Genomic DNA, 14,827 nt, shown 5'->3' with positions numbered 1-14,827 from the left:
TTACTCATCATCATATTGAGGACCGGCATAGTTGTCGAAACGCGACCACTGTCCGTTAAAGGTCAGACGTACCGTACCGATAGGGCCGTTACGTTGTTTACCGATAATAATTTCGGCGATCCCTTTCAGGTCGCTGTTCTCGTGATAAACCTCATCACGGTAGATGAACATGATTAAGTCGGCATCCTGCTCGATGGAGCCGGATTCACGCAGGTCGGAGTTGACCGGGCGTTTGTCGGCACGTTGTTCCAGGGAGCGGTTAAGCTGCGAGAGCGCCACGACAGGCACATGCAGCTCTTTGGCTAATGCCTTGAGCGAGCGGGAAATTTCCGCAATCTCCAGCGTACGGTTGTCGGAGAGCGACGGCACGCGCATCAGCTGAAGGTAGTCGATCATGATAAGGCCAATACCGCCATGCTCGCGGGCGATACGGCGCGCACGGGAGCGCACTTCTGTCGGCGTCAGGCCGGAGGAGTCATCGATATAGATGTTACGTTTTTCCAGCAGGATCCCCATGGTCCCGGAGATACGCGCCCAGTCCTCATCGTCGAGCTGACCTGTACGGATACGGGTCTGATCCACACGAGAAAGCGACGCCAGAGAACGCATCATGATCTGCTCAGATGGCATCTCCAGACTGAAGATTAAGACCGGTTTATCTTGCAACATCGCCGCGTTTTCGACGAGGTTCATCGCAAAGGTGGTTTTACCCATCGACGGACGCGCGGCGACGATAATCAAATCCGACGGCTGCAGGCCTGCGGTTTTCTTATTGAGATCGTCATAGCCGGTGTTAACTCCGGTTACGCCATCGTGCGGCTGCTGGAAGAGTTGTTCAATACGGGCGACGGTGGCATCGAGCACATCGGCGATGTTTTTCGGGCCTTCGTCTTTATTGGCGCGACTTTCAGCAATTTTAAAGACGCGGGATTCCGCGAGATCGAGCAGGTCTTCGCTGGTGCGACCCTGCGGATCAAAGCCCGCTTCGGCGATTTCATTCGCGACCGAGATCATCTCACGAACAACGGCGCGTTCGCGAACGATGTCCGCATAAGCGCTAATGTTCGCTGCACTTGGCGTGTTTTTCGACAGTTCTGCTAAATAAGCAAAACCCCCAACGCTGTCCAGTTGCCCCTGCCGCTCCAGCGATTCCGCGAGCGTAATCAGGTCAATCGGGCTACCGGACTCCTGCAGGCGCGCCATTTCGGTGAAGATGTGGCGGTGCGGGCGGGTGTAGAAATCGTCGGACACGACGCGCTCGGCGACGTCGTCCCAGCGCTCGTTATCCAGCATTAAACCGCCCAACACCGACTGTTCCGCTTCAATCGAGTGCGGCGGGACTTTTAACCCGGCGACCTGAAAATCACGCTCACGAGGTTCAGTCTGTTTGTTGAAGGGTTTGTTTCCTGCCATAGTGAATGGAGTTACCGAGATAAAGAGTGGGTCGAAAGATTACCACATTCTGGAGGAAGCATGGCAACACGTATTGAATTTCACAAGCATGGTGGCCCTGACGTACTCAACGCGGTGGAGTTTACCCCCGCCGCGCCTGGCGAAAATGAAGTGCAGGTTGAAAATAAAGCCATCGGCATTAACTACATCGACACCTATATTCGCGGCGGTCTTTATCCACCGCCGTCACTGCCGAGCGGTCTGGGTACCGAGGCGGCGGGCGTGGTCAGCAAAGTGGGCAGCGCCGTTAAGCATGTTAAAGAAGGCGATCGCGTGGTGTATGCGCAATCGGCGCTGGGGGCTTACAGCTCCGTGCACAACGTTCCGGCTGACAAAGTTGCCCTCCTGCCCAATGCCATTTCGTTTGAACAGGCCGCGGCCTCCTTCCTTAAAGGGCTGACGGTCTATTATCTGTTGCGCAAAACCTATGAAATCAAACCCGACGAGCAGTTCCTGTTCCATGCGGCTGCGGGCGGCGTAGGACTCATCGCCTGCCAGTGGGCCAAAGCGTTAGGCGCAAAACTGATCGGCACCGTGGGGAGCGCGCAAAAAGCCCAGCGCGCGCTGCAGGCCGGCGCCTGGCAGGTGATTAACTACCGGGAAGAGAGCATCGTTGAACGCTTAAAAGAGGTAACCGGCGGCAAGAAAGTGCGCGTGGTATATGACTCAGTAGGGAAAGATACCTGGGAAGCGTCTCTGGACTGCCTGCAGCGCCGCGGTCTGATGGTGAGCTTCGGTAACGCGTCAGGCGCGGTGACCGGTGTGAATCTGGGTATTCTGAATCAGAAAGGCTCGCTGTATGTCACTCGTCCATCCCTGCAGGGCTACATCACCAATCGCGAAGAGTTGCTCGAAGCCAGTAACGAACTGTTCTCGCTGATTGCCAGCGGGGTCATCAAAGTGGATGTGGCAGATGCGCAGAAGTACGCGCTAAGCGATGCACAACGTGCGCATGAGGTGCTGGAGAGCCGGTCAACGCAGGGGTCAAGCCTGTTAATTCCCTGATCCCATAAAAGAAATTGGGCTTCCCTGAGGAAGCCCTTTCTTTTTTTAGTTCGGCTGTATGTAGGGTACAGCTCGATGAATTCTTTAGCGGCAGCCATAGTGACAGATTCGATAAGTAAATCCTATTCCGTTCTAAGCAATGCCGCCGGAAAAGTTGCAGGTATGTGACGAACCCCTCAATACCTTAGTAACGAAAGCGGTTATTACGCTGATAAGTGGGCAGTTTTGGTGATTTAATCGCCCGAATAACCCACACCACCGCAACGGCCAGCAGCAGCCACGGCAGAAGTTTGATCGTCAGGGCAAATAATCCACCAATAAACATGACCACTGTCGCCACCACAAGCGCTGCCAGAATGCCGAGCAGCGACACGCCGGTGGCTAACAGCATGACAAAAAAGCCAATCACAAAAAGCAGTTCCAGCATGGTTCTCTCCCACGAGTTCCCGAATGATGTCGCAACCATTACAAGATCCATGCCAACACTAACGTGTTGTTATAAAAGCAAAACGCCCCGCAAGGCTGTGCGGGGCGTGGTGAATTTGACGAATTTTTAGCGAGATTTATCGTTTATCTGCAACCAGGCGTAGCGCCTGTTCCAGCACTTCGATATCCGCGCCAGCTTTATGCGCGTTCTCGCTCAGATAGCGACGCCACTGGCGTGCGCCCGGGATCCCCTGGAACAGGCCAAGCATATGACGCGTGATATGGCCGAGGTAAGTGCCGTTACTCAACTCACGTTCAATGTACGGATACATGGCCCGCACCACGGCAACCGGGTCGGTGTCTGCGCCTTCAACGCCGAAGATCTCGCGATCGACCGTCGTCAGAATACCCGGATTCTGATATGCCTCGCGACCGACCATCACACCATCCATATGCGCCAGATGTGTTTTGGCCTCGTCGAGCGACTTGATACCACCGTTGATCGACATGGTCAGGTGCGGGAAGTCCCGCTTCAGTTGATACACACGCGGGTAGTCCAGCGGCGGAATTTCACGGTTCTCTTTCGGGCTAAGGCCAGAGAGCCAGGCTTTACGCGCATGGATGATAAACATCTCGCACTCACCCTTTCCGGCAACCGTATTGATGAAATCACACAAGAATTCGTAGCTGTCCTGGTCATCAATACCGATACGGGTCTTCACCGTCACCGGAATGGAGACCACATCACGCATCGCCTTGATGCAGTCCGCTACCAGCTGTGCGTTCCCCATCAGACAGGCGCCGAACATGCCGTTTTGCACGCGATCGGACGGACAGCCAACGTTAAGGTTAATTTCGTCGTAGCCACGTTCTTCTGCCAGCTTCGCACAGTGCGCCAGCGCAGCCGGATCGCTGCCCCCCAGCTGCAGGGCAACCGGATGCTCTTCTTCGCTGTACGCCAGATAGTCGCCCTTACCGTGAATAATTGCACCGGTGGTGACCATTTCGGTGTACAGCAGCGTATGTCGGGAGAGCTGGCGCAGGAAATAGCGGCAGTGTCTGTCCGTCCAGTCGAGCATAGGCGCAATGGAGAAACGGTGTGCAGGAAAGGCAGTCTGGTGTTCTGACGACATGGCGAAGTTTTAAGCATCTGGTGGAAAAGGGGCGCTACTATAGCATAAAGAAAAGCCGGAGGCGCAACGCCTCCGGTGCCCTTTAGAACGTCATACTCAACTGCGCCCCTGCGCCCCAGGTTTCATCTTCACCGTAGAGCCCCATCAGGTCGACGTGGACCGTGTTAAACGGTGCAAAACCAACACCACCGGTAAAGACGTTACTGTCATTCCCTTTCATATCGGCACGATAACCCGCCCGCACGGCCAGCCAGCTTAGCGGCGTCACTTCCGCACCCACGCCAACATACTGCGAGGTATCTTCGCTTTTAAAGCCTTTGGTTTCTGTCAGATCGCCATCGGCGGTCAGGGTCACCAGATCGTTGTGCCAGGCGGCACCGGCCGTCACCAGCGGACGGATTTGATAGGTGTCTTTATAGCTCACCACTTCCCCCGTGCGCCCGTTGCGGATGCGAATGTCCTTGGTGTCGATATCGCGCGACATCAGGTTTTGCCCGCTCACCCCGACCGTCCAGTGCTCGCCGAAATCGGCCGCGATACCGGCATCCACGTTAAAGCCGGTATCGTCTTTCCGGTAGCGGCTGTCGTTCCACTTGTTACTGTCGTAATCGTAAATTGAGGTGGTGTAGTTGTAGATCCAGGTTTTCTGCAGTTTTGGCGTGACGCCAAGGGAAACCGGGACGCCACCCACATCGAACTGACGGGCAATGGCAACACCATAATCGGAGACAATTGCCGCCCGGCCAGACGCCGTAGAGTTAAGGTTTTTCGTGATTTGATCGGTACCGTTTAGCGCCGCATCCAGTGCCACGCCCGCCGCCACCGCATCGCTGTTTTGGATACTGCGCAGGTAATCAATATCTTGCTGATCGATAGAAGAGCTGACGCGCCCGTGGGCATAGCCTTTCGCCATAAAGGCCACGGAGAGCACATCGTTAGGGATACTCACCGCAATCCCCGCGCCTGCCGTAGCGCGTGCGGTTTTGCCTTTGAGATAGTCCAGTTCATCGGCAAGATCTTTTGCCGCTCCCTGGAACTGATTGATTGAGCCCAGCGGGTTGGTAATCACTTCGATGGGGGTCAGGCTATCAACCACATCCTTATAGTGATTGATTTTATCGTTGATGGTATCAATCTCATCCTGAAGATTGTCTTCATCCGTCACCTGCACGCCGACGGACGGTAAAATAACCGTCACATCATCGTCCGGTTTCGCCTTTGCCAACAATGCAGGGTTGATTAACGCCCCGCTGCCATAGCTGCCCGAAGCGACGCCCGTGCCACCCATTGCGTCGCTACGTGATTCTGTCCAGGTATTGGCTGCTCCCGCCTGATTTGCCATAAACAGGGAGACAGCGATGCTAACCACCGAAAATTTAAAATGTTTTTTCACAGTATGCTCGTCTTATTGTCGTTAATAACATCACCCTGTCTGTTATCACCCAAACAGGAACGAACTATTGCTGTGAATAAGTACAAAAAGACCCGCTATTTCCTTAAGTAAAACTCCGGACAGGCCTGTTGTTATTTGTGACGGCCCTCAATATTTATAGAAGAGGAAATTATTTTTTCCCAGGTTTTCCATCGTGCGGCCCAAAGAACTGAGGGGGATGATCAACCCAGCGATCTTCACGCGTGGCGGCATACTCCGGATTAAGCGGATAGTAGATTCGGTTGTGCTTCTTGTTAGCCTCGCCAACGACCAGTAATCGCACCTCTTCTTCGGTGTTATTAATAAAGGTATGGCAGACGCCGGTACCAGCGGGAAAGCCTACACTGTCGCCGGGTTCAAGCTTCCACAAATAGCCGTTAATCCAGGCTTCCGGATACCCTTCCAGCACATAGATGAACTCCTCTTCGTCGCTTTCCGCGTGGGGATAGGAGGTTCGACGCCCGGGCGGCAAACGCTCGTGGTGAATACCGATTCGCCTGAGCCCCAGGTGACGAGCCAGCGGTGCACCGATGGAGAAAAGCTCGTTGCTGTCGGGATAGGTTGAATTATCTGGCTCTTCCACGTCTCGCCAGTGCCGAATACAGTCAGGTTTTTTCATCATTAATTTCCCGGTTTGCGATGGGTCAGGTATAGCACAGCCTGGCGGATCTCGGCGTTTTTACCAGAACATGGTAAAGTGAGGGTTTTCCAGCCTATAACATCCGAGGTGCTAAATGGATAAGTCCACAAAAGAGCTGTTAGCGCAGGCAGAGAAGCTGTGCGCGCAACGCAATGTGCGCCTGACTCCGCAGCGCCTTGAAGTCTTGCGTCTGATGACCCTGCAGCAGGGCGCCATCAGCGCATACGACCTGCTCGACCTGCTGCGCGAAAGCGAGCCACAGGCTAAACCGCCTACGGTCTATCGTGCGCTAGATTTTCTGCTGGAACAAGGGTTTGTACACAAGGTCGAATCCACAAACAGTTATGTGTTGTGTCATCTTTTTGACCAGCCAACCCATACGTCGGCCATGTTTATCTGCGACCGTTGTGGCGTGGTGAAAGAAGAAGGGGCGGAAGGCGTAGAAGATATTATGCATACGCTGGCGGCCAGAATGGGCTTTGCTTTGCGCCATAACGTCATTGAAGCACACGGATTATGCTCTGCGTGTGTAGAAGTGGAGGCCTGCCGGCATCAGGACGCGTGCCACCATGACCACTCTATCCTCGTAAAGAAAAAGCCGCGTTAACAGCCAAAACAAAGGCGGCCCATGGCCGCCCTCAGGGAGTACTTCCTTGTACTGTCGGGTATCACACGGTTACCAACGGTAGTCGTTGCGTTTTTCCCAGTCGCCGACCTCTTTTTCCGCCTGGTCTTTCTCGTAACCGTAGCGTTCCTGAATTTTACCGACAAGCTGATCGCGTTTACCTTCGATGACCGTCATATCGTCATCCGTCAGCTTACCCCACTGTTCTTTCGCTTTACCTTTGAACTGCTTCCAGTTGCCGCCGATTTCGTCTTTATTCATCATCGTGTCCTCTTAGTTAAGCGTCGGGTCGTAACGTCCGTTACGTTCTTTTCTGCTGGACGTGATAATAATTGTAGTTAAGGATTCGGCAGTTGATTTTATATTCGGAATGTTTAACCGTCACGATATATCATTGCGGGAAGGAAGCCAGGTATTGTTTTGCCAGTGCCGGTGCCAGATAAAGCCCAGTGACAGGCCCCGCAACGCGAGAAAGACCGCCAGGGAGAGCCATAAACCATGGTTACCCAGCCAGGGGAGCGTGAGCAGCGTCAGGGCAAAACCAGCCGCCGCCACCGCCATGCTGTTACGCATCTCCACTCCTCGCGTCGCGCCAATAAACATACCGTCCAGCAGATAGCACCAGACCCCCACCACCGGCAAAATGACCTGCCAGATAAGGTAATGGCTTGCCAGCTCGCGCAGTGCAGGAAGGGAGGTGAGTAACGCAATAATCTGTTCGCCAAAACAGGCGTAAATCAGCGCGAACGCCAGCGCCACCAGCCCCGACTGTCGACAGGCCGCCCGCCAGACATCCCGCAGCTGACCACTTTCACGTGCGCCGTATGCCTGGCCGGAATGCGCTTCCACAGCATAGGCAAAGCCATCCAGTGCATAGGCGGTAAAGGTCAGCAGCGTCATCAGAACGGCATTCACCGCGACGATATCTGGCCCAAGCCGGGCGCCAAAGACCGTCAGTGCGCCGAAACAGAGCTGCAGCAGCAATGAGCGCAGCATAATGTCGCGATTAAGCGCCAGCAGGGTGCGGATATTGCCTCGCCATGCACTCTTGAGCAGAGCAAGGGAAATCCCCCGCATGACAAGCACCCGCCAGACCATCCACAGACCGAGGATAAACGTCCCGTATTCGGCAATCGCCGTCGCCAGTGCCGCACCCTGCACGTTCATGTGCAGGCCCATCACCAGCCAGAGATCGAGCACGATATTGAGGAGGTTGCCTACCACCAGCAGGATTACGGGCGCGCGGGCATACTGCACGCCGAGTAACCACCCCAGCAGAACCAGATTAGCCAGCGACGCGGGCGCGCTGAGCCAGCGAATTTCAAGGAAGCGTCGTGCCTGCTCCAGTACCGCCTCGCTGCCGCCAACGATATGCAGCGCCAGATCAATCAGTGGGGTACGTAATATAGCGATTAACGCGCCTGCCCCAAGCGCCAGGATTAACGGCTGAACCAGCGCGCGCGCCAGACGCAAAGGATCTTTAGCACCGTACGCCTGCGCCGTAAGCCCGGTGGTACTCATGCGCAAAAAGAGCAGAAGCATAAAAAGGAAGCTGGTCGCCGTCGCGCCAATCGCCACACCGCCCAGATAGATGGGTGAATCAAGGTGACCAATAACTGCCGTATCCACCAGCCCCAGCAGAGGAACGGTGATATTGGAAAAAATCATCGGCAGTGCAAGACGCCACAATACCTTATCGGATGCCGTAAGCAGTGACATGAAAAAATACCGGGAGTGGATAAGGAATCAGGCCACGGCAGATCCGTAGCCTGTCAGGATGAGATTACAGCCATTCTCCGTTGCGAATGACCCCTACCGCCAGCCCCTCGATAGAGAAGTTTTGTTCGCGGAGGTCTACCACAATGGGGGAAAACTCGTTGTTTTCCGGCAGTAGCTGAACCGTATTACCTTGCTTTTTCAGGCGTTTAACGGTGACTTCATCATCGATGCGTGCCACCACAACCTGGCCGTTACGCACGTCTTGCGTTTTATGTACCGCAAGCAGATCGCCGTCAAGAATACCGATGTCTTTCATGGACATACCGCTTACGCGCAGCAGGAAATCCGCGCTCGGCTTGAACATGCCGGGATCAACCTGGTAGTGGCCTTCAATATGCTGTTGCGCCAGCAGAGGTTCACCTGCCGCGACGCGCCCCACCAGCGGAATGCCCGTCTCTTCTTCCACCAGCAGGCGGATACCGCGTGAAGCACCCGATACAATCTCAATTACGCCTTTACGCGCCAGCGCTTTCAGGTGTTCCTCGGCAGCGTTCGGAGAACGGAAGCCCAGACGCTGCGCGATTTCCGCACGCGTAGGTGGCATACCCGTCTGGCCGATATGATCCCGAATGAGATCAAACACCTCTTGCTGCCTGGTCGTTAACGCTTTCATTCCGCCCCCTGGGTGTATATACAGTTATGCTGTGAGTATATACAGTCAAAGGCGATTTTGGAACCAAAAACTGCACAAAAAACCAGGGACTTAATTATTCCTCGAGGCTCATCGGAAATGTGACCAAAGCAGCGTGACCCAGGTGATGACCGCAGTGATAATCGCCAGCAACACGGCAGCAGAGCCCATGTCTTTTGCCCGGCCAGAAAGTTCGTGAAAATCAGAGCCAATACGGTCCACAACGGCCTCAATAGCGCTATTAAGAATTTCCACTATCATCACCAACAGCACGGAGCCGATCAGAAGCACGCGGGTAATGGCATCAACATCAAGGAAACAGGCGATAATCACCGCGACAATCGCGGCGACACCCTCCTGGCGAAACGCGGCTTCGTTGACCCATGCGGCGCGAAAACCTTTCCAGGAATAGCCAGCAGCTTTAATGATACGGGTTAACCCAGTGGTATTATTGGCCATTAAAAGAACCTTTTATTTGAAATAGCGTCAATAACAGGAGGCGCAACGTGTTGCGCTGTAGCCTGAAGTATGACGGGTAACAACAGTAATTTCGCGCGCTTTCTGTTATCCTTGCGCCGCAATTGCATTATTAACCAGAGGCTTTACATCGTTTATGTCTGGCTGGCCACGAATTTACTACAAATTACTTAATTTACCATTAAGCGTCCTGGTAAAAAGTAAGTCTATCCCAGCAGAACCCGCGCTGGAATTGGGGCTCGAAACGTCGCGCCCTATTATGTATGTTTTGCCTTATAACTCGAAGGCAGACTTGCTGACGCTTCGCGCCCAGTGTCTGGCGCATGATTTACCTGACCCGCTTGAACCGTTAGAAGTCGACGGTACGCTGTTGCCGCGATACGTGTTCATTCACGGTGGGCCACGCGTGTTTACCTATTACACGCCAAAAGAAGAGTCCATTAAGCTGTTCCACGACTATCTCGACCTGCATCGCAGCAATCCCGATCTGGATGTGCAGATGGTGCCGGTGTCGGTGATGTTTGGTCGTCGTCCGGGCCGCGAAAAAGGGGAAGAGAACCCACCGTTACGCATGCTTAATGGCATCCAGAAATTCTTCGCCGTCTCCTGGCTGGGGCGCGACAGCTTTGTGCGCTTCTCCCCTTCCGTCTCGCTACGCCGGATGGCCGACGAGCACGGCACCGATAAGATCATCGCGCAAAAACTGGCGCGCGTGGCGCGCATGCATTTCGCTCGTCAGCGTCTGGCCGCCGTTGGCCCTCGCCTTCCGGCGCGTCAGGATCTCTTCAACAAGCTGCTGGCTTCCAAAGCGATCGCCCGTGCTGTTGAAGACGAAGCGCGCAGTAAAAAGATTTCTCATGAAAAAGCACAGCAGAACGCCATTGCGCTGATGGAAGAGATTGCCGCGAACTTCTCTTATGAGATGATCCGTCTTTCTGACCGCATCCTGGGCTTTACATGGAACCGCCTCTATCAGGGCATTAACGTCCATAACGCCGAGCGCGTTCGCCAACTGGCGCATGACGGGCATGAAATTGTTTATGTGCCCTGCCACCGCAGCCACATGGACTACCTGCTCCTCTCGTATGTGCTCTATCACCAGGGGCTGGTGCCACCGCACATCGCAGCCGGTATCAATCTGAACTTCTGGCCAGCAGGCCCGATTTTCCGCCGCCTGGGGGCGTTCTTCATTCGTCGTACCTTTAAGGGCAACAAGCTCTACTCCACCGTATTCCGTGAATATCTGGGCGAGCTGTTCAGCCGCGGTTATTCCGTTGAGTACTTCGTGGAGGGGGGACGTTCACGAACCGGCCGTCTGCTGGATCCGAAAACCGGCACGCTGTCGATGACCATCCAGGCGATGCTGCGCGGCGGCACCCGTCCCATCACGCTGGTGCCCATTTACATTGGCTATGAGCACGTCATGGAAGTGGGGACTTACGCCAAAGAGCTACGCGGGGCGACTAAAGAGAAAGAGAGCCTGCCGCAGATGCTGCGCGGGCTGAGCAAGCTACGCAATCTTGGTCAGGGCTACGTAAACTTCGGCGAGCCGATGCCGCTGATGACGTATCTGAACAACCATGTTCCCGATTGGCGCGAGTCTATCGATCCTATCGAAGCGGTGCGTCCAGCCTGGCTGACGCCAACGGTTAACGGTATCGCGGCTGAGCTGATGGTGCGTATTAACAACGCTGGCGCCGCAAACGCCATGAACCTCTGCTGTACGGCGCTGCTGGCGTCACGTCAACGCTCGCTGACCCGTGAGCAGCTTACGGAGCAGCTGGATTGCTATCTTGATCTGATGCGCAACGTTCCCTACTCGGTGGATTCAACGACGCCTGCCAGCACGGCGAGCGAGCTGATCGACCATGCGCTGCAGATGAACAAGTTTGAAGTCGAGAAAGATACGATTGGCGACATCATCATTCTCCCGCGCGAGCAGGCGGTGCTGATGACCTACTATCGTAACAATATCGCGCATATGCTGATGCTGCCGTCGCTGATGGCAGCGATCATTACCCAGCATCGCCGTATTTCTCGTCAGGAACTGCTGCGTCACGTGGAGACGCTCTATCCGATGCTGAAAGCAGAGCTGTTCCTGCGCTGGAGCAAGGATGAGCTGGCGATTGAGCTGGATAAAATGACCGAGGAGCTGCGTCGTCAGGGGCTAATTACCGTTGTTAACGACGAGCTGCATATCAATCCGTCACGCTCCCGTACGCTGCAACTGCTGGCGGCGGGTGCGCGAGAAACGCTGCAGCGCTACGCTATCACCTTCTGGCTGCTGAGCGCGAACCCATCCATTAACCGCGGTACGCTGGAGAAAGAGAGCCGGACGCTGGCACAGCGCCTTTCCGTTCTGCACGGCATTAACGCCCCGGAATTCTTCGACAAAGCGGTCTTCAGTTCACTGGTACTGACGTTGCGTGATGAAGGCTTCATTAGCGACACGGGCGATGCCGAGCCGGAAGAGACGCTGAAGGTGTATCAGATGCTGGCAGAGCTGATTACCTCCGACGTGCGTTTGACGATTGAGAGTGCGACGCAGGGCGAGTGATGTGAAAAAGCCGGGTGGCGCTTGCGCTTACCCGGCCTTGTATTATCCTCCCGTACAGAAAGAACCGGCCAGTTCTTTCTGTCAGGCAGTCCACATGCCGTACCCGGCCTTAGGCCACGAGCCTGTATTGTAGATCCCTGCAGTGGACTGCCCCTTCTCCACAAGTGACAAACCGGACAGTATCATGGACCGGTTTTCCCGGTAATCCGCATTCACAAGGTTGGTTTCACTATGGAACAGGAACTTCACTTTATTGGTATCGATGTCTCCAAAGCTAAGCTGGATGTCGATGTACTGCGACCTGATGGCCGTCACCGCAGCAAAAAGTTTGCTAACACCCCTAAAGGCCACAATGAGCTGCTCAGTTGGCTTCATAATCACGGCGTGGCACCAGCCCATATCTGCATGGAGGCGACCAGCACCTATATGGAAGACGCCGCGGCCTGCCTCAGTGATGCCGGTTTCACCGTCTCCATCATCAATCCTGCGCTGGGTAAAGCCTTTGCGCAGAGCGAAGGTCTGCGCAGTAAAACCGATGCTGTGGATGCCCGTATGCTGGCAGAGTTCTGCCGGCAGAAGCGCCCGGCAGTCTGGGAGGCACCGCATCCGCTGGAGCGCGCGTTACGGGCGCTGGTACTGCGGCATCAGTCCCTGACGGACATGCACACGCAGGAGCTGAACCGCCGGGAGACGGCGCGGGAAGTGCAGTTGCCGAGCATCGATGCACACCTTCTGTGGCTGGAAGCGGAGCTGAAGCGACTGGAGAAACAGATAAAGGACCTGACGGATGATGACCCGGATATGAAGCACCGGCGAAAACTGCTGGACAGTATACCGGGTATAGGTGAAAAAACGTCCGCCGTGCTGCTGGCGTATGTGGGGCTGAAGGACAGGTTCGGTCAGGCGAGGCAGTTCGCGGCGTTCGCGGGGCTGACACCGCGTCAGCATGAATCCGGAAGCAGCATAAACAGGGCAAGCAGGATGAGTAAGGCTGGACATGTCTCGCTTCGCAGAGCGCTGTATATGCCCGCGATGGTGGCGCTGTACAAAACGGAGTGGGGAAAAGCGTTCAGGAGTCGTCTGGAAAATAACGGTAAGGGTGCGAAGCTGATAATCGGAGCAATGATGCGTAAGCTGGCGCAGGTGGCGTATGGCGTCCTGAAATCAGGACGCCCGTTCGATGCCACACTGCACGAGAAAAATGCTTGCGTGGCATAACAGTATCTACGATCCTGCATGACATGTAGGCCCGGTAAGCGCTAGCGCCACCGGGCTTCTTTTTAGCCAAAGTAACTCATCGCCAGTCCTAAAAACAGCACCAGGCCCACGTAGTTATTATTCATAAACGCTTTAAAACAGGCGTCACGCTCACGCTTTGCGATCAGCTTTTGCTGATATGCAAACAGCAGCCCCGCCACCAGCACTGACCAGTAAAACTCCCAGTTGAGCCCGTTCAGGCGGCCAATCGCCACCATCAGCGCCAGCACGGCGACCTGCAGGATACCGATAATCAGCTTGTCGTGACGACCAAACAGAATGGCGGTCGATTTAATGCCAATTTTCAGATCGTCATCGCGGTCGACCATCGCATATTGCGTGTCATAAGCCACGGCCCAGAGAATGTTCGCCAGGAACATCAGCCAGCAGCTCAGCGGTACCGACTCGCTGACCGCCGCAAACGCCATTGGGATCGACCAGCCAAACGCCGCGCCGAGCACCACCTGCGGCAGATGGGTATAGCGTTTCATAAACGGATAGACCCATGCCAGCGCGAGAGCCGCAACGGAAAGCAGGATGGTCATGGTGTTGAGGGTTAACACCAGCAGGAAGGAGAGCAGCACCAGCACGATAAACAGCACGCGGGCCTCTTTCTCTGTGACCTGCCCGCTGGGTAACGGACGATTGGCTGTCCGTTTCACATGTCCGTCGAATTTACGATCGGCGTAGTCATTGACCACACAGCCCGCCGCACGCATCAGCCAGACACCGGCCACAAACACGCCCAGGATCCACTGCGGTGGAACGCCCGGCGTCGCCACCCATAGCGCCCATAATGTCGGCCACAACAGCAGTAGCGCGCCGATGGGTTTATCGGTACGCATTAAGCGGTGATAGGCCAGCAGCTTGTTCTGCGTCAGGCTCCACTCCATTTTTTTCTTCCTCTCAGTACAACGGCGATGCCGGTAAAAAAAGCTCCGTCAGTATTAACGGTTTACCGCTCAGGCGAAGACGGGAACGACGTCCCCACAGTTCGGCATCGCGTCCAATTTCAATAAAATCACGGGTAAGTTCAGACGAGGTAAAAAGATACCGCCCGAGCGGGGTATTTCCCAGCCGTTGCAGTGCCAGCTCTGGCCCGGAAAGGGTGGATTCAGGCACCACGGTTCGCCCGGCGAGCCACGGCTCACCATCCGCGCAGAGCAGAATTTCACGCAACCAGTAGCGTTCTTCTTTAGGTAACAGCGGCAGCTCACTGGCAATGTCAGCAGAGGTGACAAACCCTTCCTGAATCATCGTCACCGTAACCGTCTTGCCCTGTTGCTCAAAACGTTTAGTCATGGAATCTTCCAGCAGCAACCAGTCAAGCTGCTGCGGGTCAAGCGCAGGTATTTGGTCAAAATAGCGCAGCGCACGCAGTTGCGTTAGCGCGGGGTGTGACATGCCGGACTC

At 55.1% G+C, this 14,827-nt stretch carries 15 protein-coding genes and 1 pseudogene; 4 read left to right on the top strand and 12 right to left on the bottom strand.

From position 1 onward, the window contains the following. A complete protein-coding gene (gene dnaB / locus ACQG2G_RS01530; protein ID WP_013095063.1) occupies positions 1–1,413 on the bottom strand; it encodes a replicative DNA helicase in 1,413 nt (470 codons plus the stop codon). Between the two features lie 60 nt (positions 1,414–1,473). Here dnaB and ACQG2G_RS01525 point away from each other — a divergent pair, with 60 nt between their 5' ends. Next, positions 1,474–2,457 carry a quinone oxidoreductase gene (locus ACQG2G_RS01525; protein WP_013095062.1) on the top strand — a complete coding sequence of 328 codons (984 nt, stop codon included), beginning with the start codon at positions 1,474–1,476 and terminating at the stop codon, positions 2,455–2,457. Between the two features lie 184 nt (positions 2,458–2,641). Here ACQG2G_RS01525 and pspG read toward each other — a convergent pair whose 3' ends face one another. From pspG to ACQG2G_RS01505, 4 genes are all read right to left on the bottom strand, one after another. Continuing rightward, entirely contained in the window at positions 2,642–2,884 is a 243-nt protein-coding gene (pspG, locus tag ACQG2G_RS01520; RefSeq protein WP_013095061.1) for an envelope stress response protein PspG, read from the bottom strand. Between the two features lie 136 nt (positions 2,885–3,020). Beyond that, the gene (dusA, locus tag ACQG2G_RS01515) at positions 3,021–4,016 is read right to left on the bottom strand and encodes a tRNA dihydrouridine(20/20a) synthase DusA (protein ID WP_013095060.1); all 996 of its coding nucleotides are present in this window, start codon (positions 4,014–4,016) and stop codon (positions 3,021–3,023) included. A gap of 82 nt (positions 4,017–4,098) precedes the next feature. Then, positions 4,099–5,358, bottom strand: a complete 1,260-nt coding sequence (traF, locus tag ACQG2G_RS01510) for a conjugal transfer protein TraF (protein ID WP_284147944.1) — start codon at positions 5,356–5,358, stop codon at positions 4,099–4,101. A 220-nt stretch (positions 5,359–5,578) separates the two neighbouring features. Further along, the gene (locus tag ACQG2G_RS01505; protein ID WP_023620296.1) at positions 5,579–6,067 is read right to left on the bottom strand and encodes a cupin domain-containing protein; all 489 of its coding nucleotides are present in this window, start codon (positions 6,065–6,067) and stop codon (positions 5,579–5,581) included. Positions 6,068–6,182: 115 nt separating this feature from the next. On the opposite strand from ACQG2G_RS01505, the gene zur reads away from it, so the two are divergent. Beyond that, positions 6,183–6,695, top strand: a complete 513-nt coding sequence (zur, locus tag ACQG2G_RS01500) for a zinc uptake transcriptional repressor Zur (protein WP_013095057.1) — start codon at positions 6,183–6,185, stop codon at positions 6,693–6,695. A 69-nt stretch (positions 6,696–6,764) separates the two neighbouring features. Here the strand turns inward: zur and ACQG2G_RS01495 are convergent, their stop codons facing one another. From ACQG2G_RS01495 to ACQG2G_RS01475, 5 genes and pseudogenes are all read right to left on the bottom strand, one after another. After that, the gene (locus ACQG2G_RS01495) at positions 6,765–6,974 is read right to left on the bottom strand and encodes a CsbD family protein (RefSeq protein ID WP_020686626.1); all 210 of its coding nucleotides are present in this window, start codon (positions 6,972–6,974) and stop codon (positions 6,765–6,767) included. Between the two features lie 49 nt (positions 6,975–7,023). Next, positions 7,024–7,098: pseudogene (locus tag ACQG2G_RS01490) on the bottom strand (hypothetical protein); the annotation flags it as partial. Beyond that, positions 7,095–8,432 carry an MATE family efflux transporter DinF gene (gene dinF, locus ACQG2G_RS01485; protein WP_061771758.1) on the bottom strand — a complete coding sequence of 446 codons (1,338 nt, stop codon included), beginning with the start codon at positions 8,430–8,432 and terminating at the stop codon, positions 7,095–7,097. The pseudogene ACQG2G_RS01490 and the gene dinF, both read right to left, overlap by 4 nt. A 64-nt stretch (positions 8,433–8,496) precedes the next feature. Continuing rightward, the gene (gene lexA / locus ACQG2G_RS01480; RefSeq protein ID WP_013095053.1) at positions 8,497–9,105 is read right to left on the bottom strand and encodes a transcriptional repressor LexA; all 609 of its coding nucleotides are present in this window, start codon (positions 9,103–9,105) and stop codon (positions 8,497–8,499) included. 108 nt (positions 9,106–9,213) lie between these two features. Beyond that, entirely contained in the window at positions 9,214–9,582 is a 369-nt protein-coding gene (locus ACQG2G_RS01475; RefSeq protein WP_013095052.1) for a diacylglycerol kinase, read from the bottom strand. Between the two features lie 154 nt (positions 9,583–9,736). Here ACQG2G_RS01475 and plsB point away from each other — a divergent pair, with 154 nt between their 5' ends. Both plsB and ACQG2G_RS01465 read left to right on the top strand, forming a co-directional pair. Next, a complete protein-coding gene (gene plsB / locus ACQG2G_RS01470; RefSeq protein WP_061771759.1) occupies positions 9,737–12,157 on the top strand; it encodes a glycerol-3-phosphate 1-O-acyltransferase PlsB in 2,421 nt (806 codons plus the stop codon). A gap of 231 nt (positions 12,158–12,388) precedes the next feature. Beyond that, a complete protein-coding gene (locus ACQG2G_RS01465) occupies positions 12,389–13,375 on the top strand; it encodes an IS110 family transposase (RefSeq protein ID WP_061772820.1) in 987 nt (328 codons plus the stop codon). A 62-nt stretch (positions 13,376–13,437) separates the two neighbouring features. Here the strand turns inward: ACQG2G_RS01465 and ubiA are convergent, their stop codons facing one another. Then, positions 13,438–14,307: a 4-hydroxybenzoate octaprenyltransferase gene (gene ubiA, locus ACQG2G_RS01460; protein WP_061772128.1), complete on the bottom strand. Its 870-nt coding sequence runs from the start codon at positions 14,305–14,307 to the stop codon at positions 13,438–13,440. Positions 14,308–14,320: 13 nt separating this feature from the next. Further along, a complete protein-coding gene (ubiC, locus tag ACQG2G_RS01455; protein WP_061772127.1) occupies positions 14,321–14,818 on the bottom strand; it encodes a chorismate lyase in 498 nt (165 codons plus the stop codon). Positions 14,819–14,827 lie beyond the last annotated feature (9 nt).

Source organism: Enterobacter cloacae complex sp. 382A5, assembly GCF_050031095.1.
In the GTDB taxonomy this organism is placed as follows: Bacteria; Pseudomonadota; Gammaproteobacteria; order Enterobacterales; family Enterobacteriaceae; genus Enterobacter; species Enterobacter cloacae.
Note: the sequence above shows the minus strand (reverse complement) of the source record. Positions and strands in the feature narration are given on the sequence as shown.

Coding starts and splice junctions, on each gene's coding strand:
- dnaB (WP_013095063.1), bottom strand. CDS start 1,413: ATGGCAGGAAACAAACCCTTCAACAAACAGACTGAACCTCGTGAGCGT.
- ACQG2G_RS01525 (WP_013095062.1), top strand. CDS start 1,474: ATGGCAACACGTATTGAATTTCACAAGCATGGTGGCCCTGACGTACTC.
- pspG (WP_013095061.1), bottom strand. CDS start 2,884: ATGCTGGAACTGCTTTTTGTGATTGGCTTTTTTGTCATGCTGTTAGCC.
- dusA (WP_013095060.1), bottom strand. CDS start 4,016: ATGTCGTCAGAACACCAGACTGCCTTTCCTGCACACCGTTTCTCCATT.
- traF (WP_284147944.1), bottom strand. CDS start 5,358: ATGGCAAATCAGGCGGGAGCAGCCAATACCTGGACAGAATCACGTAGC.
- ACQG2G_RS01505 (WP_023620296.1), bottom strand. CDS start 6,067: ATGAAAAAACCTGACTGTATTCGGCACTGGCGAGACGTGGAAGAGCCA.
- zur (WP_013095057.1), top strand. CDS start 6,183: ATGGATAAGTCCACAAAAGAGCTGTTAGCGCAGGCAGAGAAGCTGTGC.
- ACQG2G_RS01495 (WP_020686626.1), bottom strand. CDS start 6,974: ATGAATAAAGACGAAATCGGCGGCAACTGGAAGCAGTTCAAAGGTAAA.
- dinF (WP_061771758.1), bottom strand. CDS start 8,432: ATGTCACTGCTTACGGCATCCGATAAGGTATTGTGGCGTCTTGCACTG.
- lexA (WP_013095053.1), bottom strand. CDS start 9,105: ATGAAAGCGTTAACGACCAGGCAGCAAGAGGTGTTTGATCTCATTCGG.
- ACQG2G_RS01475 (WP_013095052.1), bottom strand. CDS start 9,582: ATGGCCAATAATACCACTGGGTTAACCCGTATCATTAAAGCTGCTGGC.
- plsB (WP_061771759.1), top strand. CDS start 9,737: ATGTCTGGCTGGCCACGAATTTACTACAAATTACTTAATTTACCATTA.
- ACQG2G_RS01465 (WP_061772820.1), top strand. CDS start 12,389: ATGGAACAGGAACTTCACTTTATTGGTATCGATGTCTCCAAAGCTAAG.
- ubiA (WP_061772128.1), bottom strand. CDS start 14,307: ATGGAGTGGAGCCTGACGCAGAACAAGCTGCTGGCCTATCACCGCTTA.
- ubiC (WP_061772127.1), bottom strand. CDS start 14,818: ATGTCACACCCCGCGCTAACGCAACTGCGTGCGCTGCGCTATTTTGAC.